Source organism: Thermoflexus sp. (assembly GCF_042408815.1).
Taxonomy (GTDB): domain Bacteria; phylum Chloroflexota; class Anaerolineae; order Thermoflexales; family Thermoflexaceae; genus Thermoflexus.
Map to the genome: position 1 here is coordinate 67815 of NZ_JBHOQR010000024.1, position 19091 is coordinate 86905.

At 65.8% G+C, this 19091-nt stretch carries 18 protein-coding genes; 9 read left to right on the forward strand and 9 right to left on the reverse strand.

The features are described 5' to 3' along the window. The first annotated feature begins 21 nt into the window (after positions 1 to 21). The 7 genes from lipA (at position 22) to ACFMO3_RS07830 (ending at position 7228) form a co-directional block, all read left to right on the forward strand. Positions 22 to 990: a lipoyl synthase gene (gene lipA / locus ACFMO3_RS07800; protein WP_376789855.1), complete on the forward strand. Its 969-nt coding sequence runs from the start codon at positions 22 to 24 to the stop codon at positions 988 to 990. Positions 991 to 1412: 422 nt separating this feature from the next. Continuing rightward, complete coding sequence (locus tag ACFMO3_RS07805) at positions 1413 to 2426, forward strand: ABC transporter ATP-binding protein (protein ID WP_376789856.1); 1014 nt, start codon at positions 1413 to 1415, stop codon at positions 2424 to 2426. Next, complete coding sequence (locus tag ACFMO3_RS07810; protein ID WP_376789857.1) at positions 2423 to 3241, forward strand: ABC transporter permease; 819 nt, start codon at positions 2423 to 2425, stop codon at positions 3239 to 3241. The genes ACFMO3_RS07805 and ACFMO3_RS07810 overlap by 4 nt, the downstream gene beginning before the upstream one ends. After that, positions 3241 to 4089 carry an ABC transporter permease gene (locus tag ACFMO3_RS07815; RefSeq protein WP_376789858.1) on the forward strand — a complete coding sequence of 283 codons (849 nt, stop codon included), beginning with the start codon at positions 3241 to 3243 and terminating at the stop codon, positions 4087 to 4089. The genes ACFMO3_RS07810 and ACFMO3_RS07815 overlap by 1 nt, the downstream gene beginning before the upstream one ends. 273 nt (positions 4090 to 4362) lie before the next feature. Continuing rightward, a complete protein-coding gene (locus tag ACFMO3_RS07820) occupies positions 4363 to 5682 on the forward strand; it encodes a hemolysin family protein (RefSeq protein WP_376789859.1) in 1320 nt (439 codons plus the stop codon). A gap of 72 nt (positions 5683 to 5754) precedes the next feature. Then, complete coding sequence (gene rph / locus ACFMO3_RS07825; RefSeq protein WP_376789860.1) at positions 5755 to 6474, forward strand: ribonuclease PH; 720 nt, start codon at positions 5755 to 5757, stop codon at positions 6472 to 6474. A 22-nt stretch (positions 6475 to 6496) separates the two neighbouring features. Next, positions 6497 to 7228, forward strand: coding sequence for a hypothetical protein (locus ACFMO3_RS07830; RefSeq protein ID WP_376789861.1), 732 nt, complete (start codon positions 6497 to 6499; stop codon positions 7226 to 7228). Between the two features lie 202 nt (positions 7229 to 7430). On the opposite strand, the gene ACFMO3_RS07835 is transcribed toward ACFMO3_RS07830, so the two are convergent. The 3 genes from ACFMO3_RS07835 to pdhA form a co-directional block, all read right to left on the reverse strand. After that, complete coding sequence (locus ACFMO3_RS07835; RefSeq protein ID WP_376789862.1) at positions 7431 to 8681, reverse strand: dihydrolipoamide acetyltransferase family protein; 1251 nt, start codon at positions 8679 to 8681, stop codon at positions 7431 to 7433. Positions 8682 to 8739: 58 nt separating this feature from the next. Further along, on the reverse strand, positions 8740 to 9711 hold the full coding sequence (locus ACFMO3_RS07840) for an alpha-ketoacid dehydrogenase subunit beta (protein ID WP_376789863.1): 972 nt from the start codon (positions 9709 to 9711) through the stop codon (positions 8740 to 8742). Between the two features lie 165 nt (positions 9712 to 9876). Beyond that, on the reverse strand, positions 9877 to 10944 hold the full coding sequence (pdhA, locus tag ACFMO3_RS07845; protein WP_376789864.1) for a pyruvate dehydrogenase (acetyl-transferring) E1 component subunit alpha: 1068 nt from the start codon (positions 10942 to 10944) through the stop codon (positions 9877 to 9879). A gap of 233 nt (positions 10945 to 11177) precedes the next feature. On the opposite strand from pdhA, the gene ACFMO3_RS07850 reads away from it, so the two are divergent. Next, the gene (locus ACFMO3_RS07850) at positions 11178 to 11834 is read left to right on the forward strand and encodes an MBL fold metallo-hydrolase (RefSeq protein ID WP_376789865.1); all 657 of its coding nucleotides are present in this window, start codon (positions 11178 to 11180) and stop codon (positions 11832 to 11834) included. Then, the gene (locus tag ACFMO3_RS07855; protein ID WP_376789866.1) at positions 11831 to 12598 is read left to right on the forward strand and encodes a tetratricopeptide repeat protein; all 768 of its coding nucleotides are present in this window, start codon (positions 11831 to 11833) and stop codon (positions 12596 to 12598) included. Before ACFMO3_RS07850 ends, ACFMO3_RS07855 begins: the two co-directional genes overlap by 4 nt. 10 nt (positions 12599 to 12608) lie before the next feature. Here the strand turns inward: ACFMO3_RS07855 and hemH are convergent, their stop codons facing one another. Genes hemH through ACFMO3_RS07885 form a run of 6 tightly spaced genes read right to left on the reverse strand, consistent with a single transcriptional unit; the run spans position 12609 to position 19079 of the window. After that, entirely contained in the window at positions 12609 to 13532 is a 924-nt protein-coding gene (gene hemH, locus ACFMO3_RS07860) for a ferrochelatase (RefSeq protein WP_376789867.1), read from the reverse strand. 10 nt (positions 13533 to 13542) lie between these two features. After that, complete coding sequence (gene hemG, locus ACFMO3_RS07865; protein WP_376789868.1) at positions 13543 to 14997, reverse strand: protoporphyrinogen oxidase; 1455 nt, start codon at positions 14995 to 14997, stop codon at positions 13543 to 13545. A gap of 16 nt (positions 14998 to 15013) precedes the next feature. Continuing rightward, a complete protein-coding gene (hemE, locus tag ACFMO3_RS07870) occupies positions 15014 to 16066 on the reverse strand; it encodes a uroporphyrinogen decarboxylase (RefSeq protein ID WP_376789869.1) in 1053 nt (350 codons plus the stop codon). Beyond that, a complete protein-coding gene (gene hemL / locus ACFMO3_RS07875; RefSeq protein ID WP_376789870.1) occupies positions 16053 to 17348 on the reverse strand; it encodes a glutamate-1-semialdehyde 2,1-aminomutase in 1296 nt (431 codons plus the stop codon). The genes hemE and hemL overlap by 14 nt, the downstream gene beginning before the upstream one ends. Before the next feature lie 10 nt (positions 17349 to 17358). Beyond that, entirely contained in the window at positions 17359 to 18387 is a 1029-nt protein-coding gene (locus ACFMO3_RS07880) for a radical SAM protein (RefSeq protein WP_376789871.1), read from the reverse strand. Between the two features lie 11 nt (positions 18388 to 18398). Next, positions 18399 to 19079, reverse strand: coding sequence for a chlorite dismutase family protein (locus tag ACFMO3_RS07885; RefSeq protein WP_376789872.1), 681 nt, complete (start codon positions 19077 to 19079; stop codon positions 18399 to 18401). Between the last annotated feature and the right edge of the window lie 12 nt (positions 19080 to 19091).

Sequence of the window (19091 nt, forward strand, 5' to 3'; positions counted from 1 at the left end):
CCTCCAGAACGAGGTGAGCGAATGGCTTCCACGATCCGCGAGCCCATCCCCCTGGAAGCGGCCCCGATCTCCCCGCCCCGCCTCTCGCGGCGCCCGGAGTGGTTGAAAGTTCGGGCCCCCCAGGGGGAGACCTATGAATTCGTGCTCCGGCTGATGCGGAGCAAGCGCCTTCACACGGTCTGTGAGGAAGCCCACTGTCCGAACATCGGGGAATGCTGGGGGCACGGCACGGCGACGTTTATGATCCTGGGGGATGTCTGCACCCGTTCCTGCCGGTTCTGCGCGGTCAAAACCGGCCGCCCGCTCGCCGTGGATTGGGACGAGCCGAACCGCGTGGCGGAGGCCGTCCGGGCGATGGGGCTTTCCCACGTGGTGATCACCTCGGTCAACCGGGACGAGTTGCCGGACGGAGGCGCCACCCTCTTCGCGATGACCATCCGCCGGATCCGGGAGCAAGTTCCGGGCTGTACGGTGGAGGTGCTCACGCCGGACTTCAAGGGATCGATTGATGCCCTGCGCATCGTCATCGAGGCGCGGCCGGACATCTTCAACCACAATGTGGAGACGGTGCCCCGGCTTTTCAAGAAGGTCCAGCCTCAGGATCGCTACGAATGGGCGATGGCCACGCTTTCCAACGCCAAGAAGCTGTGGCCGGAATGCGTCACCAAGTCCGGGATCATGGTCGGGCTGGGGGAAACGTGGGCGGAGATCATCGACGTGATGAAGGATCTGCGAGCGGTGGGCGTGGATATCCTGACCATCGGCCAGTATCTCCAGCCTTCCCGGAACCATCTTCCGGTGGAGCGGTTCTACCGGCCGGAGGAATTTGAGGAGCTGAAGCGGATCGGCTACGAGCTGGGGTTCCGATGGGTGGAAAGCGGCCCGCTGGTGCGCAGCAGCTACCGGGCGGAGGCCCAGGCCCGGGCCCTCTCCCGGGTGCCCCGGCCGGCGGCATGGGAAGCCGCGCCAGACCTCCGGATCCGGCCGTGATCCGGATGAGTTCCCCAGCGCCGTTGGAGCTCCGGCGGGGGAAAGGGCCGTCTCGCTTCCCCAGATCCAGGCCTGGCTGTATCCGTCCCGCATAAAAAGCGAAGCGCCGGGGGCCGCCATCCCCGGCGCTCGGCTAAAAGGAGGAGAAGAGGTTCCGCCCGCTGCTCGTTTTACAGAATACGCCGTGGCCGGCTTCTCTGCTGGACGGAAATCTGACATTTCCCTGACGTTTCCTCGACGTCGGAGAGGATCCCCTGAGCCAGGCCTCCGGGAGGAGCCCCCTGGCCCCCTCCCCCAGCGCCATTCCCAGAGGAAAAATATATTGAGATGGGCCAAGGGAGGGTCAGAGGCCCCTCTGCTTGCCTTAGGGGATTCCCTTCGTCAGCCCACCGGCAGGATGTGAATCCACCAGGAGCGATCGCATGGAGGGAGAGGTCTGGGCGGTGCGCACCGAGCGGCTGACCCGGGTCTATCGGGTGGCCCGGAAACGGGGGCAGCCGCCTCAAGAGCGGGTCGCCTTGCAGGAGGTGGACCTGGAGATCCGCCCCGGCGAGCTGTTCGGCCTGCTGGGGCCAAACGGGGCTGGGAAGACCACGCTGATCAAGATCCTCACCACCCTGCTCCTGCCGACCTCCGGCCGGGCATGGGTCGCTGGCTACGATGTGGCCACCCAGCCGGAGGCCATCCGACGTCGCATCAATATGGTGGCGGGCGGCGAATCCTGTGGCTATGGGTTGCTCACAGTGCGCGAGAACCTGTGGATGTTCTCCCAGTTCTACGGCCTGGATAACCGGACCGCGCGCCGCCGCATCGAGGAGCTGCTTGAGCGCTTCGATCTGCGGGATCGCGGGGATTCCAAGATGTCGGATCTCTCCACCGGGCTGCGGCAGAAGGTCAACATCATCCGGGGCTTCCTCACCGACCCGGAGATCCTGTTCCTGGACGAGCCCACCCTTGGGCTGGACGTCAACGCAGCGCGGCAGATCCGCTCGTTCATCCGGGCGTGGATCCAGGAGCGGCCGGGGCGGACGATCCTTCTGACCACCCACTACATGCTGGAAGCAGAGGAGCTATGCGATCGGGTGGCGATCATCGATCGAGGGCGCATCCTGGCCTGCGACACCCCCCAGGGGCTGAAGCGTCGCCTTCAACGGGATGCCATCTTCTCCATTGCGGTGACCGAGTTTCCGCATCACGCCCAGCTCCTCGGGGAGATCCCCGGGGTGCGTCAGGTTCATCATCGCCATCATGACGGGCACCTGGAGCTGGATCTCATCCTGGAGGAGGAGGGAGTGATCGGGCCGGTGATCTCGGTTCTGACCGCGAACGGCGCCCATATCCTGGCCCTCCGCAAACGGGAGCCCACCCTGGAGGATGTGTTTGTCAGTCTGGTGGGGCGAGGCCTTTCGGAAACCGGCGAGGAGGAGCCGGGATGAGCCGGGAAGCCATGGTCCTCTTTTTGCGAACGATGATCGCGCGGGCTTACCCGCGGATCATCGGCCAGAACCGGGAGCCCAGCTGGATCCTCATCGATATCGGATTGCCGCTGCTGGGCACCTCCGCCTATGTGTTCATCTACCGGGCTCTTCAGGCCCCTGAGGAATATATCGGCTTCGTGATCCTGGGCGGGGCCATGACCGCCTTCTGGCTCAATGTCCTGTGGTCGATGTCCAGCCAGCTCTACTGGGAAAAAGAATCAGGGAACCTCCCCCTGTTCATCATCGCCCCTGGGCCGATGATGGGGATCCTGGCGGGGATGGCGCTGGGCGGGATGCTGGCGACCGCCCTGCGGGCCACCGTGATCGTCCTGGCTGGCTCCCTGCTCTTCGGGGTGCGCTACGCCCCGGCCAATCCTCTGGCCCTAGGGGGGGCCTTCCTGCTGACCCTGCTGGCCCTGTATGGGCTGGGGATGCTGCTGGCCTCTCTCTTCCTGATGTGGGGCCGAGAGGCCTGGCACCTCTCGAACCTTTTGCAGGAGCCGATCTACCTGCTCTCCGGGTTCTACTTCCCCATCCGGGCGCTGGGGTTCTGGATCGGCGCGCTGGCCTCTCTGATCCCCCTCACCCTGGGCCTGGATGCGATGCGGCAGCTGCTGTTCCCGCGGGCCGCCAGCGGTCTCTTCCCGGTGGGATGGGAGATCGGAGGCCTGGGGGTGCTGAGCGCTATCTTTCTCCTTGCCGCAAAGCACGCCCTGGATGCGCTGGAATGGCTGGCCCGACGGGAAGGCCGGCTCACAGAGCGGAGGCGCTGATGCGAACCCTCTGGCACACCCTGCGGACCGCCGCCTGGCTGGGCTGGCAGATCGAGTCCAACTGGACGGATCCCTTCCTGTTTATGATTTACTCAGTTGCCAAGCCCATCGCCAGCGTCCTGATCCTGATCCTGATGTATAAGGTGGTGGCCCGGGCGGATTTCAGCCACCCCCTCTTTGCTTACCTTTACCTGGGCAACGCCTTTTATATCTACGTGGGCGCCGTCCTGACGGGGATCAGCCAGGTTTTGATCATCGACCGGGAGGAATATGGGATCCTGAAATACCTCTACATCACCCCCATCCCCACGGAAGCCTACCTGGTAGGGCGAGGGGTCGCCCGCATGGCCACCGGCACCATCGCTGTGGCGATCACGCTCCTATTCGGGCTGCTGGTTTTCCGGTTGCCGTTGCGCATCTCCTGGGCGGGCGGAGGGTTCTTCCTCATCGCGATGATGCTGGGGCTGCTGGCGATGATCGGCCTGGGGGTGGGGCTGGCAGGGGCTACCCTTCTGGCCGCCCGCCATGTCTGGGTGATCGGAGAAGCGGTGGCCGGCGCCCTCTATCTGTTCTGCGGCGCCGTGTTCCCCCTGGAGGTCCTACCACCCTTCCTGCGCCCGATCGGATATGCGCTCCCCTTGACCTACTGGCTGGAAAGCATCCGTCGGGCCCTGCTGGGTTCCTCGGCCACCCGCTTCCCAACCTTCGCCGGATGGTCGGATGGGCAGCTGTTGTCGATGCTAGGAGGGATGACCCTGCTCTCTCTGGGCCTGGGGTTTGGGCTGTATCAGCTGGCGGAGCGGAAAGCCCGACAGCATGGAGTCATCGACCGGGAGACCGGATATTAAAGGAATTCGACCGCATGGGCCTCCACCGGCCCCATCACGTCGGCGCAAGCCGATACCCGGCGCGGAAGTGCCTCACGAGGCCGATTTCCCATCGGCGCACAGCATGGCTTTCACAAGGCGCGGGCCCCCGCTATAATAACTGCTCTGGAAGAGCGGCCCCGCCCCGCATGCTCCCGTAGGTCATGCCGTTGAACACCTTTCAGTTTGGGGCCGGACGAACGCTTTCGGCGCTTCTCGTGACCCCAAACGGTGGGGCTGCGTCAGGGATCCGCGATGGACGATAGTTCTTTGTTATTGCAATGGCTGGCGGTTTTTGGATTGATCGGCCTGAATGCTTTCTTCGCCGCGGTGGAGTATGCCGTGGTATCGGCTCGCCGGAGCCGGATCGCGGTGCTGGCTGAGTCGGGCTCCCCGGCCGCACGGATTGCGCTGCGCTGGCTGGAGGACGCACAGCATCGGGATGAGATCCTGGCCACCGTACAGGTGGGGATCACCATGGTGGGGCTGGCGCTGGGGTGGCTGGGAGAACGCACCCTGTCGGCGACTCTAGAACGTATCCTGGTCCTTCCTCCCCCAACCCCGCTGGTTCGACAGGCTCTGCAGATCCTCCCCCTTACGCTCAACCTGACCTTCATCCTCGGCCTCCAGATCGTGCTGGGCGAACAGGTTCCCAAGATCGCCACCCTGCGGGCCTCCGAACGGGTGCTGCTAACGGCCCTGGGCCCGATGCGGGCGATCTACTGGCTCCTGCGCCCCCTGGTCTGGGTGCTCCATCGGGTCACCGATTTCACCCTGCAAGCCCTCCGGATTTCAGGGGACGGTTATGGAATGATGTATACCATTGAGGAGCTCAAGCGGATTGTGGACGAGAGCGGGGAAGCGGGGATCTTGGAGCCGGAAGCCCGGGAGATCCTGGAAGCGGTCTTCGACCTGGGTCAGATCCCAGCCCGCCAGATCATGGTGCCCCGGACGGAGATCGTAGCGGTGGAAGCTGAGGCCCCCGTGGAGCGGATCATCGACGCCGCGATTCAGACCGGCTACGACAAGTTCCCAGTTTATGAGGGCGATCTGGATCGGATCATCGGGGTGATACATCTCCGAGAGGCGCTGCGCGCATGGCGGGAAGGCCGCCCCGTCCAGGCGCGGGACCTGTGCCGCGAGGTGCTAGTGGTGCCGGACTCCATCCGGGTGGATGATCTGTTGCGCCAGTTCCGGGAGCGGGAAGAGCATCTGGCGATCCTGGTGGATGAGTTCGGGGGCACTTCCGGCCTGGTCACACTGCGGGACGTGCTGGAACAACTCGTTGGAGAGCTGCATGAACGAATGGAGCCCAAAGAGCCGGATGTGGTCGCCATGCCCGATGGTTCCTATCTGATCAGCGGGCTGCTTCCGATCCAGGAGGTGAACGAACGGTTCCAGCTGGACCTGCGGGATCCTTACTACGAGACGATCGCCGGGTTCGTGCTAGGCCGCCTGGGGCGCATCGCCCGAGTAGGCGACGAGGTGGACGCCGGGGCGGTCCGTCTGCGGGTGGAGGCAATGGACGGCCTGCGTATCGCTCGCCTTCGTCTTATCCCTCAGGCGGGGCGATGAGGACCCCTTAGCGCCCCGCCCGATCCCCAAAATCCTGCCAGGAAGCCTGAGTCTCGCTCTGGAGGTGATCGGATGCCACGGCCGGATGGGCGCTTGAATGACGCCTTGCGCCCTGTTCGTTTCCATTTGGGCTTCACCGAATACGCCGAGGGATCGGTGCTGATCGAGATGGGGCGCACTCGCGTGCTGTGCAACGTCACCGTGGAGGAAAACGTGCCCCCGTGGCTGAAGGGTCATGGGCGAGGCTGGCTCACCGCGGAATACGCCATGCTGCCCCGCAGCACCTATACGCGGACACCGCGGGAGGCGGGGCTGCAGAGCGGGCGCACCAAAGAGATCCAACGGTTGATCGGCCGGAGCCTGCGGGCCGCTCTGAACCTGGAATATCTGGGGGAACGGACCCTCATCGTGGATTGTGATGTGATCCAGGCGGATGGCGGCACCCGGACGGCGGCGATCACAGGCGGCTACGTGGCGGTCGTCCTGGCCCTGCGCCGCCTGATCGAAGCCGGGGGGGTTCCTCCAGAGGTCCTGCGGACGCCAGTGGCGGCGGTGAGCGTGGGGATCGTAGAAGGAGAGCCCCGACTGGATCTCTGTTACGCGGAAGACAGCATCGCCGAAGTGGATTTCAACATCGTGATGACCGGCGAAGGACATTTCGTGGAGATCCAGGGGACGGGGGAAGGTCGGGCCTTCAGCGGGGAAGAGCTCCAGGCGCTCCTGAGCCTGGCCTGCAAGGGCATTACGGAGCTGCTGGAGGCGCAGGCCCACGCGCTCCAGGGGATCGCATGAGTCACGTCGGGGTGAACCGACCATGAGCCCGAGAGAGAAGACTCCCCGGATCATCCTAATGGCGCTGGCCCTTCTGGGGCTCAGCGGATGCCTCACCCTGGAGGTGAGAACCCGTTTGCGGAACGATGGCTCCGCGGAGCGGACGGTGGTGATCGCCGTGGATTCGGTTCTCCTGCAGACCGCAACGGTGGACCCTCTGGAGGCGCTCCGCGCGAAATCTAAAGCAAGCGGATGGCAGGTGGAAGACTATCAGGATCCCACGCGGGAACAGGAGGGGCTTCGCTTGCGTCGTGCGCTGGGCGCGCTGGAGGACCTGAACCGCCTGCCCGAAGGAGATCCCCTGGCCGGGCTGGAACAGGTGGCTCTGGGGGAAGAGGGAGGCTTTCAGACCCTGAGTGTGACGTTATCCATCTCGGGGATCCTGGATCGCCTGCGGATCGCCGCGGGGGAGCCGCCGCTTTCGACGGAGGAGCTCTCCTTGCTACGCGCCGCCCAATTCCGGATGCTCTATGAGGTGGAGCTCCCCGGCCCGATTGTGGATTACTCGCCCCGGAGCGGCGCCCAGGTGGAAGGCCGACGGATTCGCTGGATGGTCCCGCTCAGCCCAGATCAGCCGGCGATCTCGCTCCAGGTGACATGGCGCCCGGTGCGCCCGGTGCCCGGCTGCATCGGCGGGTGGATCGGCCTGCTGGCCGTGGGGGGCGCGATCCGATGGGCCTATCGGTCCAGAAAAGGGGGCCACGGGTATGGATGAGGAACCCCTACGTCCTCGCTGCCGAGCGATGCTTTTAGCGGCTCGGCGGGTCTACTGCGCTGCGTGGCATGGCTTCGGCGGCCGCGCCGGTGAGGGATGGGAGGCCGCCTTCGGGGCCCCCAACCCCTCGAGATCGCGGGTGATGGAGAAAGCCGAAGAATCGCGCGGGGATCTTCCGCGGGATCGATCCCCAGCCCCCGATCTACTCGATGAGCAAAAGCAGGGGATTCTCCAGATATCGACGGAAGACCTGGAGGAACCGAGCGACCTCCGCACCATCCGTCACCCGATGGTCCGCGGAGACTGTCACCTTCATCCGCTGCCCCACGGCCAGCTGACCGTTTTTCACCACTGGCACCTCGCGGACGCTACCCACGGCCATGATGGCCGCCTCAGGCGGGTTGATGATGGCGATGAAATGCTCCACCTCATACATCCCCAGATTACTCACCGTGAACACGCTTCCCTCAATGTCTTCCGGCCGGACCTTTCCATTCCGCGCTCGTTCCACCAGCTCCTTGCTTTCCCGCGCGATCTGGGCCAGCGGCTTCTTATCCGCATCCCGCAGCACCACAGTGATCAACCCCTCTTCGAGCGCTACAGCGATCCCGATATGAATGGCTTCGTGGCGCACGATCCCGCCCTCCTGATACGAAGAGCGCAATGCAGGGAACTCTCGCAGAGCCAGGGCCGCCGCTTTCACGACCATATCGTTCACTGAGACCTTGCCTCGCTCTCCCAACGCCTCGTTGATCCGCGCCCGCCAGGCCATGGCTTCGTCCATAGCCACCTCGACGGTGACATAAAAATGCGGAACAGTCTGCTTGCTGGCCGTCATCCGCCGGGCGATGGCCTGACGGAGCGGACTGACGGGAATCGCCGTCGGCGGTGGGGGGGAGGGAGGCGTGGGGGCAACAGCCGGAGCAGGGGCCACCGCCGGCGTCGGAGCAGGAGCCCGGGCCTGAAGATAGCGATCGATATCCCGCTTCACCACGCGACCGCCGGGGCCCGTTCCCGGGATCTCCCGGAGGTCAATCCCGGCCTCGCGGGCCAGCCGCCGGGCAAGGGGGGATGCCTTCACCCGCCCCTCTGGCATCGGGGTCGGGGCCGCCGCCGGGGCGGGAGCCGGCGGGGGGGCTGCAGGCGGTGGAGCCGGCGCGGCGGTCGGTGCGGGGGCCTGCGCCGGGGTCTTTCCAGGAACCTCCACCGGCTCATCGGGGGCTCCGATGATGGCGATGGGGGTGCCCACCGGCACCGTGGTCCCCTCTTCGATCAGCACCGCCTTCAACACGCCGGAGGCCGGCGCCTCGAATTCGATGTTGACTTTCTCTGTCTCGATCTCCGCCAACGGCTCCCCGGCCCGAACTGGATCCCCCACTTTCTTCAGCCAGCGCAGCAGCTTCCCCTCCACCATATCGAAGCCCATCTTGGGCATTGTGACCGTTGTGGCCATCTCTTGCCTCCACCGCCTGAGTTGAGGGCGCGATCATCGGGAGGATGATCCTTACGTTTCAGCGCAGCAATATCTTGACCGCCTTCACTACATCCTCCGGCCAGGGAAGGACCGCCCGCTCGTGATGCTTGTTATAGGGCATGGGAACCTCCCGGCTCCCCAGGCGCATCACGGGGGCGTCGAGCTCATCGAAGGCGTGTTCCTGGATGCGGGCCGCCACCTCGGCACCTACGCTGAAGGAGCGCCACTCCTCCGTGACCACCAGGGCCCGATGGGTTTTGGCAATGGACTCATAAACCGGCTCCATGTCCAGCGGGCGCAATGTGCGCAGATCCACGATTTCCACCTCGATGCCTTCCCGGGCCAGCTGTTCCGCCGCCTGAAGGCTGGCCTGCAGCATCCGCCCATACGTCACGATCGTGCAATCCCGCCCCACCCGCTTGATCTCGCTCCTGCCAATGGGGACCACGTAATCGCCATCCGGCACCTCGCCCCGCACCGGATACAGGGCGGTATGTTCGATGTAGATCACCGGATCTTCGTCCCGCAAAGCGGCCTTGAGCATCCCCTTGGCATCGTAGGGCGTTCCCGGGTAGACCACTTTGAGGCCTGGGACGTAGGCAAAGTAGACCTCGAAGGTCTGGGAGTGTGTGGCCGCGAGCTGACCCCACCCCGCGGGGACCCGGATGACCAAGGGCACCTTGAACTGGCCGCCGAACATGTAAGACATCTTGGCGGCATGGTTGACGATCTGATCCAGCGCCAGGAGGACAAAGTTGATGGTCATGATCTCAGCGACCGGGCGCAGCCCTCCCAGGGCCGCCCCCAAGGCCACCCCCACAATGGCGGACTCCGCGATGGGCGTATCCCGCACCCGCTCCTCCCCGAACTCCTCGTAAAGGCCGCGAGTTACGGCATACGTTCCGCCATAAGCCCCGACGTCCTCTCCCATAATGAAGACCCGGCGATCCCGCTGCATCTCCTCCCGCAGGGCCTGCCGGATCGCCTCCCGGATGGTCATGATCGGCATGGTCGATCTTCCTCCTCATCGTTTCCGCAGGAATGGGAGATCCAGCGATCCCCGATTCGGTGCTCCCAGGGCCCAGGCCGTCCCTCGTCGCTCGCATCTCCCGAAAACGCCAGCGCGGTGCAGCCCCTCCAGCGAGGGCTTCGCCCCATCCGCGCGCCCTCCCTATCATGCGCCATCCCAATCGCGGAGGAACCGCTCATCGCCACGCCAGGCCCCCACGGGGTTGGCGTAGATAAAATCGTAAAGCTCCTCCAGCGGGGGATCCGGGCTTTCCTCCGCAAAGCGCATGACCTCCTCCATCTCCCGCTCCACCTCCTCGTGGATCGCATCCAGCTGCGCCTCCGGGATCCCTTCTACCTCGATCAGGTGCCGACGGAAGCGCTGGATGGGATCTCGCTGCTTCCACTGCTCGACCTCTTCTTTCGTGCGATAGAGCTCGGGGTCAGCCACCGAATGGCCCTGGAAGCGGTAGCAGAGAGCCTCCAGGAAGTAAGGGCCGTTCCCAGCGCGGGCCCACTCCACTGCCCGAGCGGCCGCCTCATAGACCGCCAGGACATCCATCCCGTCGATCCGCTCCGCCGGGATATTGGCCATGCAGGCTTTCTTGTAAACTTCCGTCACCGCGGAGGCCTTCTCGATGGCCACCCCCATCCCGTAGAGGTTGTTCTCGCAGAGGAATACCACGGGAGTCTTCCAGAGGGCGGCCATGTTTAACGCCTCATAGAATTCCCCAATATCGGTGGCCGCATCCCCGAAGATGGCCATCGTCACCCGGGGTTCCCCCAGATATTTGGCGGCGAAGGCCAGGCCCACGGCCATCGGGAGATGTCCTCCCACGATGGCATGGCCGCCCCAGAAATTGTGCTCCCGGCTGGCGAAGTGCATCGAACCGCCGCGGCCCCGGCTGCACCCGGTCACTTTCCCGAAGAGCTCCGCCATCAGGAGGCGGGGATCCAGGCCCCTGGCGATCGCATGGCCGTGATCCCGGTAGTGGGTGAGGAGATGATCCTCTGGCTTCAAGGCGGCGATGGCTCCCACCGCTACAGCCTCTTCGCCGATGTAGAGGTGCAGGAAGCCAGCGATCTTCCCCTGCTGATAGGCGATGCGGGCCAACTCCTCGAAGCGGCGGATCAGGACCATCCGACGATAAAACGAGAGCTTGGTCGCCGTATCCAGCTGCACGCCCGCCGCTGCGGCCGCCTTCGGGGCGTTTCCCTTCCCTCGACCGCTCATCGGTGACCTCCTCACAGCGCTCCGGATCGGAGGGGGATGATCGCATAGACACTAATTTTCAGTATTCTTGATGATTATAACACGCCCGGCGCGGCGGGTCTTTTTTCTGGGATCCGATCGAAGGGTTTCAGGGTGACGGCCCCATCCCTCTGTGATACGATGGATCCGTAATGGGGCCAGGCCCATGGGGATGGTCTTCTTGAAATGCATCCTGAAGGTGAGGTGCTGGAGCGATGGAGATCACATGGTTTGGCCTGAGTTGCTTCCGTATCCGCAGCCGGACGGCGACGATTGTGACGGACCCGTATGATAAAAGCGTGGGGCTCAACCTGCCCCGCCTGAAAGCGGATATCGTCACCGTCAGCCACGACGCCCCGGGCCATAACGCCGTTCGCCTGGTGAAGGGCGAGCCGCATGTCCTCAGCGGGCCTGGGGAATACGAAATCAGCGGGGTGTTCATCACCGGCCTGGATATCCGGCCTGAGAACCGCCGCAAGCGGGATCGCGAGCGGCGCAATACGATCTTCCTCTTCGAGCTGGAGGACCTGCGGGTCTGCCACTTGGGGGATCTCCAGCATGTGCCCTCCCAGGCTGAGGTGGAGGAAGCACTGGGGGAAGTGGATGTGTTGCTCATCCCGGTCGGCGGAGGAGGGGCGCTCAACGCAGCCCAGGCCGCTGAGGTCGTCAGCCTCCTCGAGCCCCGGGTGGTGATCCCGATGCATTACCGGGTGCCCGGGCTGGCCCTCAAGCTCGATCCGGTCCAGAAGTTCCTGAAAGAGCTGGGGAGCGAGAAAGCCCCTACGGTGGATGTGCTGAGGATCTCCCGGAACGAGCTGCCGGAGGAAACGCAGGTCATCGTGCTCAACCTCCAAGCGCAGGAGGAAGGATGAGGCGGGCGCTTCTTTTCGCGCTGGCCCTGGCGTGGATGGGAGGCCACGCCGCCTGTCGCCCCACCCCGACCCCCACACCCGTCCTTACCCTGGAGCCCCGGCTGCTCCAGGCCCGGGAGGCGCTGCAACGGGGCGATGGCCTCGCCGCCCTCGCGGTGCTGGAACCCTTCGTCCGGGAACATCCCGAAGCCCTCGACGCCCGGGTCTGGCTGGGGGATGCCTATGCGATGACGGGCCGGATGGCGGAGGCCGAGCAGGCCTATCGGGAGGTGCTGCAGCGGGTTCCAGAATACGCGCCCGCCCGCCTGGGCCTGGGGGCTGTGCTGTATCAAAGCGGCCGCCTGAGCGAGGCCGTGGCTGAGGCCCAGGCGGTTCTGGCGCGGCATCCGCAGGAGGCGCGGGCCTATTATCTGCTGGGCGCCGCTTTCCTTCAGCAGAATCGAATCCGGGAGGCCCGCCAGGCCTTCGAACAGGCCCTCCAGCTCCGATCCGATTTCCCCGAAGCCCACGTTGGACGCGGAGCAGTCCGCCTGCTGGAAGGGGATTTCACCGGCGCCGAAGCAGATCTCCGACGGGCTCTGGCTCAGCGCCCCGGGATGCCGGAGGCCCATTACTGGCTCGGCCGGCTGCTGGCCCAACAGGGCGAGGTGGACGAAGCGCGGCAGCATCTTCAGACCTTTCTGGAGAGCTCTGGCCCCTCCCCGTTCCGGGAGGAGGCGGAGGCCCTTCTCCAGCTGCTTCCAGGCGCCTCCCCTGCCCGTTGAGATTCGGCGCTCACCCGCCGGCGACGGCCTCGCTGACCAGCGCGGCCAGACACTCGATGAGGAGGGGATCATCGTTCAGGGAGCGGGTGCGCCGGAAGGTCAGCCCCCACCCTTGCGCCGCCTCCCGGGCCTCCACGTCCAGGTCGTAAAGGATCTCCAGATGGTCGGCCACGAAGCCGATGGGGCAGATCACCACATGTCGCGCGTCCCTCCCCTGTGCGATCCCTTCCAGAACCTCCCGGAGATCCGGACCCAGCCACGGCTCGCCCGTCGCGCTGGCGCTCTGATAAGCGAAGCGCCAGCGCTTCCACCCCAGCATCCGCGCCACCCGCCGTGCGGAATCCAGTAGCTCCACCTCGTAGGGATCCCCTTCCTCCCGCAATCGGGCGGGCAGGCTGTGGGCCGTGAAGATCACGATGGTCTCCCCTTCCGGGAGATCCTCCAGCGCTTCCTTCAGGCGTTCCGCCATGGCCATCACGAAGAGCGGGTGAGCGCCCCAGCCTCCGATCTCCACCACAGGGATCGCCGCGCCGCGAGCGACGAGCGCACGCCGGACGGCGGCATGGTAGGCGCCCACGCTCATGCGGGAGAAATGGGGCGCCATAGCCAGGGCGATCAGACGATCCACGCCCTCCGCGAGCAGCCCAGCGACTGCTTCCTCAATGAAGGGGGGCGCATGCCGCATCCCCACCCGAACGTGGAAGGAATGCCCGAGGGAGAGCCGGGCCAGCCGGGCCTCCAGGGCCTGAGCCTCTCGCATGGTGATCTCCAGCAATGGGGAACGCCCGCCGATGCGGCGGTAGCGTTCCCGCAGCGCCTCCACTTGCTCCGGAGAAGGCGGACGTCCTCCCCGGATATGGGTGTAGTAGGCCTCCACCTCCTCCAGCGATCGCGGCGTCCCATAAGCCATCAGCAGCACCCCGATGCGCGCCATGTCCAGACCCTCACCGGATGATCTCTTCCGCAGAAGGCCGGTCTTCCCCACAGGTGGCTGTCAGCGGATCCGGGCGGCCGATCTCGTGAGCGGAGAGAAGCCTCGTCACCGCTTCCCGCGCCTGTCGGATCAGATCCGGGATCCCGATCCCTCGATACGAGGCTCCCGTCAGCAGGAGGCCGGGGAACGCCCGGAACGCTTCCTCAATCGCCTGGAGGCGTTCCAAATGCCCGACGGTATACTGGGGCATCCCCTGGGGCCAGCGGTGCACCCATGCCCGCACCGGATCCCCGTGTAGGCCCAGCAGAGGCCGCAAGGCTTCCATGCTCCTCTGGATCAGAACGGAGTCCTCCTCTTCGATCGCCTCGCGATTCCCCTCCTCTCGTAGAAAGGCCCGCAGCAATACGAACTCCTCCGGCGCCCGCCCTGGCCATTTGGAGGAGATCCAGGTGCAGCCAGTCAGGGGGAAAGGCACTTTCCGCGGCACCAGAAATCCGCTCCCCTGCAACGGGTGAGCGACCTGATCCCGACGGAACGCCAGGGTCACCACTACCGGGGAAGCGAAGGGGATTTCCCGGAGCCGTGCCGCCGTCGCCGGGGCGAACGCGGCGATCTGGCGCGCGGCCTCCATCGCGGGAACCGTCAGCACCACCCGATCGGCCTCCAGGGTTTCTCCGTCCTCCAGCGCCACCCGATAGCGACGGGCATTGCCCTCGCCGCTCAGGGCCAGGCCGATGACCGTGCGCCCCATTCGGATGTGCGTTCGCTGGAGAGAAGCAACCAGTCGATCGACCAGGGCCCCCATGCCGGAGCGCAATGAAACGAAGAGGGGATCGGAAGGCGGGAAGGGGCCGACACCCCTCAACCCGCGCGCGATGCTTCCGAACTGCCGCTCCAGGGCGAGGAGGTGGGGGTAGAGCGCCTGTGTGCTCAAGCGCTCGGGATCCCCGGCATGGATGCCGGCCGTTAACGGCTCGGCGATGTCTTCTGCGAAAGCGCGGCCGAACCGGCGCCGGAGAAATGCAGCCAGGGGCTCATCGCCCTCATCCCGGCGCGGCGGGATCCAGGGCTCCAGGAGCGCTCGGATCCGCCCCCACCACGGCAGGCCGCGCGTCCGAAGTATCGCCCGGGGATCCGGGCGCAGGGCGAGGAGCGCTTCCGGGATCGGAACGAGCTGGCCCCGATGAAGCCGATACACCGTGCGAGACCCGGGCGTAATGACCTCCTCCTCCAGCCCCAGCTCCCGGAGCAGCGCCATGCCCTCCGGCTTCACCCGCAGGATGGAATCCGGCCCTCCTTCCACCACAAACCCGTCCTCGCGCACCGTGAGGATCTTCCCGCCCAGCCGGGTCGCCCGCTCGATCAGAACGATCTCGCCGCGCCACCGTCCCTCCGTCATGGCGCGCTCCAGGAAATAAGCCGCGCTGAGCCCGGTGATCCCTCCCCCGACGATCACCACCCGCATCGCGATGCCTCCGGGTTCATCCCCGCCGCTCCATGGGGGGATCCCAGCGATAGGCGTGCACCCAGTCGACCAGACGGGCCACCGTATCCGGTGGGGTCTCGGGCAGCAGTCCGTGGCCTGTGTTGAAGATATAGCCCGGCCGCCCGCCGGCCTGACGCAGGATCCGCTCCGCATGGACAACGACCACCTCGAAGGGCGACAGCAACACCGCCGGGTCCAGATTCCCCTGAACGGCTACACGATGGCGCAGGCGCGCCCACGCCTGATCCAGCGGCACCCGCCAGTCCAGCCCGATCACCGTTGCTCCTGTCTCCGCCAGATCCTCCAGCAGTGCCGCCGTTCCGGTCCCGAACAGGATCACCGGGATCCCCATCGGGCGCAGGGATTCGATCAGATGCCTCAGGTAGGGATGGACACCCGTTCGGTAATCCTGAGGGTGGAGGATACCGATCCAGCTCTCGAAGATCTGAAGGGCATGGACGCCCGCGGCGATCTGAGCCATGGCATAGCGGCGCAGGCTCTCCGTCAAACGTTCCATGAGGGCATGCCAGGTGGTGGGTGCCGCGAACATCAGCGCCCGTGTCCGGGCGAAATCCCGTGCGGCCCGACCTTCTACCAGATAGCAGGCCAGGGTGAAGGGCCCGCCCAGGAACCCGATGAGCGGCACCGGAAGCTCCTCCCGCAGGATGCGGATGGCCTTCAGGACGAAGGGGACATCCGCTTCGGGTTCCAGCAGCCGCAAGCGAGATACATCGGCCTCCCGGCGTAACGGGGCTTCGATCACCGGACCGCTTCCCTCCTCGATGGCGAGGGGGATTCCCATGCCCAGAAGGGGGATCGTCAGATCGGAGAACAGGATGGCGGCATCCACCGCGAAGCGGCGCAGCGGCATGCGCGTGATCTCCGCGGCCAGCTCCGGCCGACGGCAGAGATCCAGAAAGGCATGCCGTTCCCGAAGCGCCCGGTATTCCGGGAGATAGCGACCGGCCTGGCGCATGAACCAGACCGGCGTGGCATCCACCGGCTCGCGACGGCAAGCCCGTAGAAACCGATCGTTAAAGGACCCCACGGGCCACCTCCCGGAACGCCGCCCGGGCCGCCCGCAGGGTGCGCTCGATGTGGGCTTCCGTGTGGGCGGCGGAGACGAACCAGGCCTCCAGCGGAGAAGGGGGGAGATAAATCCCGCGCTCCAGCATGGCGTGGAAGAACCGGGCGTAGCGGGCGCGATCGGTGGATGCAGCCGTGGCGTAATCTACCACCGCGCGCTCCGTGAAAAACACGCTGAGCATGGACCCGACCCGGTGAATGTGAACAGGCACACCCGCCTGCTCCGCCACCTCCTGCAGGCCCTCCGCCAGGGCCGCGGATCGCTCCTCCAGCTGCTGGTAGAGCGCAGGGGTCAGTTGCTCCAGGGTGACCCGCCCTGCGATCATCGAGAGGGGGTTGCCCGAGAGCGTGCCTGCCTGATAGACGGGCCCGGCTGGCGCCACCTGATCCATCAGGTCCGCCCGGCCTCCATATGCCCCGACCGGAAGCCCGCCGCCAATGATCTTCCCCAGACAGGTTAGGTCCGGTTCCACCTCATAAAGGGTCTGAGCGCCTCCCCACGCCACCCGGAAGCCGGTGATGACCTCATCGAAGATCAGCAGCGCCCCGTAGCGGCGCGTGAGCGACCGCAGTCCCTCCAGAAAACCCGGCTTCGGCGGCACCACGCCCATGTTCCCGGCCACCGGCTCCACGATCACCGCTGCGATCTGATCGGGGAACTGCTCGAAGAGAGCGGCGACAGCGTCCAGATCGTTATAGGGCGCCACCAGGGTATCCCGAACCCAGGCCTCGGGAACCCCCGCGCTATCCGGGAGCCCGAACGTCGCAAGGCCCGAACCGGCCCGGGCGAGGAGGAAATCGGCATGGCCGTGATAGCCGCCCTCGAACTTAATGATCTTGGAGCGGCCAGTGGCCGCCCGGGCCACCCTCAGGGCACTCATTGTCGCCTCGGTCCCTGAGTTCACAAATCGAATTTTTTGAATGGAAGAGAATGCCTCCTGGATCCGCAGAGCCAGCTCGAGCTCGGCCTCCGTGGGCGCGCCGTAGCTGGTGCCCCGGCGGATCGCCTCCCGCAAGGCGCGGACCACCGCAGGGTGGGCGTGGCCCAGGATCAGCGCCCCCCATGAACCCACGTAGTCGATGTAGCGGTTGCCGTCCACATCCTCGAGGATGGCGCCGCGCCCGCGGGCGATGAAGCGGGGCGTGCCCCCCACCGCCCCGAAGGCCCGCACCGGGCTGGAGACCCCACCGGGCATCCGCATTCGGGCTACGGCGTAAAGCTGCTCGGAACGCTCGGTGCGCATCGCCGCCTCCTCAGGCCGGAAGATAGGGACACAGGGGATCGCTCTCCAGGGGATCTCCGGTGTGTGCATAAGCGCGGGCCCGGGATCCGCCGCAAATGGCCCGGAAGGGGCAGCGCCCGCACTTCCCCTTCAGCGCATCCGGATCCCGCAGGGCACGGAACAGAGGATGCTCCCGATAGGTCACCACCGGATCCTCCCGGCGCACGTCCCCCAGGGGGATCGGCAGGAAGCCGGAGGGATAGATCTCTCCGATGTGGGAAATGAACATCACCCCATTGCCGTCCCGGACTCCAAACCCACGGCGCGCGGCGGGGGGGAGGCGCCCGCCCACTCGCTCCACCAGAACCCGTCGGTAGTGATGGGCTTCAGTGGTCTTGATCTCGAAGGGCACCTGAGAGGCCAGGTCGATCAACCAATGCATCAGTTGCTCGCTTTCCTCCGGCGAGATCTCGCGGAGGAGCCGGCCACGGCCGATGGGGATCAGGAAAAAGAGGCTCCAGCGGCGGGCCCCCAGGGCGGCCACCCGTTCGGCGATCGCCGGCAAATCGGGCATGGTTTCCGCGCAGACCAGAGTGTTGATCTGGAGGGGAAGACCGGCTGCGACCGCCCACAGAGCGGCCCGCACCGTCTGGGCGAAGCTCCCCGGCACCCCGCGCAGGGCATCATGGCGCTCCGCCGTGGATCCATCCAGGCTCAGGGCCAACATCCAGATCCCGGCCGCCTTCAGGCGAGCGATCACGTCCTCGGCGAGGGCATAGGTGCCGCTGGGAGTGAGGGCCACCGGAAAGCCCAGGCGTCGGGCTTCCGCAATGAGGTCGAACAGATCCGGGCGCTTCAGAGGATCCCCGCCGGTGAGCACGAGATGGGGTAGGGGCTCTCCGAAAGCGGTCAGGCGGTCCAGCAGCGCGAACCCCTCGGCTGTGGAAAGCTCCCGCGGATCCCGCCAGGGAATCGCTTCCGCCCGACAGTGACGGCAGGCCAGATCGCACGCGCGGGTCAATTCCCAGTAGATGAGCAGGGGGCGTTCCGTATACCGCATGGGGCTCTCCCTCAGCCCAGCAGATCCAGGACCACCTCCGGTGGCCGGTGAAGGGCGGTGAAAATCGGCGTGTCCCGCAGAGTGTATTGACGAGCCTCTGTGCTCCGCAGGGCCTGGACCAGATCGGAGAACAGGACCAGGTCCTCGGTCTCATAGACCACCACGAACTCCTGATCCTGAAGGCCGAAGGCATAAAGCAGCCACTGGCGGATCGCCGGATATTGCTTCCCCACCCGGATGTGCTCGTTCATCATCCCCTGACGGGTGTCCTTGCTCATCCGATACCAGTCCGCCGTCTTCACGAAGGGGTATACGATCAGATAGGTCTTGCGGTCCCCATCGAAGGGATCAATCTCCTGAGGGGAGCGTCCGGCGGCATAGATGGAAGGCCGGGTGAAACCCCAGAGGGTGAGGACAGGCTGGAAGAGGATCCGGCAATCGTTGACGGCCCGGGCCAACCGTTCAAAGAAGCGGGCAGGAAGGTCCGTCGTCTCCACCGGATCCGCGCTCCAGACCAGCAAATCGGCCTCCACGCGACTGGGGAAGACCTGATACAGCTCCACGCGCGCGGCGACGCCCTGAAGCCGTTCCCACCAGGCGGAAGCCTGAGATCGACGCTGGGCTGCCGGCAGCGCCCAGAAGGAATCGCTCAGCCGGAAGAAGGCGAAATGCCCGAGGACCGTTTTTTCCATCACATCCCTCCG

Bases quoted from the DNA above. Each gene is read 5' to 3' on its own strand.
- lipA (WP_376789855.1), top strand. From the start codon at position 22: ATGGCTTCCACGATCCGCGAGCCCATCCCCCTGGAAGCGGCCCCGATC.
- ACFMO3_RS07805 (WP_376789856.1), top strand. From the start codon at position 1,413: ATGGAGGGAGAGGTCTGGGCGGTGCGCACCGAGCGGCTGACCCGGGTC.
- ACFMO3_RS07810 (WP_376789857.1), top strand. From the start codon at position 2,423: ATGAGCCGGGAAGCCATGGTCCTCTTTTTGCGAACGATGATCGCGCGG.
- ACFMO3_RS07815 (WP_376789858.1), top strand. From the start codon at position 3,241: ATGCGAACCCTCTGGCACACCCTGCGGACCGCCGCCTGGCTGGGCTGG.
- ACFMO3_RS07820 (WP_376789859.1), top strand. From the start codon at position 4,363: ATGGACGATAGTTCTTTGTTATTGCAATGGCTGGCGGTTTTTGGATTG.
- rph (WP_376789860.1), top strand. From the start codon at position 5,755: ATGCCACGGCCGGATGGGCGCTTGAATGACGCCTTGCGCCCTGTTCGT.
- ACFMO3_RS07830 (WP_376789861.1), top strand. From the start codon at position 6,497: ATGAGCCCGAGAGAGAAGACTCCCCGGATCATCCTAATGGCGCTGGCC.
- ACFMO3_RS07835 (WP_376789862.1), bottom strand. From the start codon at position 8,681: ATGGCCACAACGGTCACAATGCCCAAGATGGGCTTCGATATGGTGGAG.
- ACFMO3_RS07840 (WP_376789863.1), bottom strand. From the start codon at position 9,711: ATGCCGATCATGACCATCCGGGAGGCGATCCGGCAGGCCCTGCGGGAG.
- pdhA (WP_376789864.1), bottom strand. From the start codon at position 10,944: ATGAGCGGTCGAGGGAAGGGAAACGCCCCGAAGGCGGCCGCAGCGGCG.
- ACFMO3_RS07850 (WP_376789865.1), top strand. From the start codon at position 11,178: ATGGAGATCACATGGTTTGGCCTGAGTTGCTTCCGTATCCGCAGCCGG.
- ACFMO3_RS07855 (WP_376789866.1), top strand. From the start codon at position 11,831: ATGAGGCGGGCGCTTCTTTTCGCGCTGGCCCTGGCGTGGATGGGAGGC.
- hemH (WP_376789867.1), bottom strand. From the start codon at position 13,532: ATGGCGCGCATCGGGGTGCTGCTGATGGCTTATGGGACGCCGCGATCG.
- hemG (WP_376789868.1), bottom strand. From the start codon at position 14,997: ATGCGGGTGGTGATCGTCGGGGGAGGGATCACCGGGCTCAGCGCGGCT.
- hemL (WP_376789870.1), bottom strand. From the start codon at position 17,348: ATGCGCACCGAGCGTTCCGAGCAGCTTTACGCCGTAGCCCGAATGCGG.
- ACFMO3_RS07880 (WP_376789871.1), bottom strand. From the start codon at position 18,387: ATGCGGTATACGGAACGCCCCCTGCTCATCTACTGGGAATTGACCCGC.
- ACFMO3_RS07885 (WP_376789872.1), bottom strand. From the start codon at position 19,079: ATGGAAAAAACGGTCCTCGGGCATTTCGCCTTCTTCCGGCTGAGCGAT.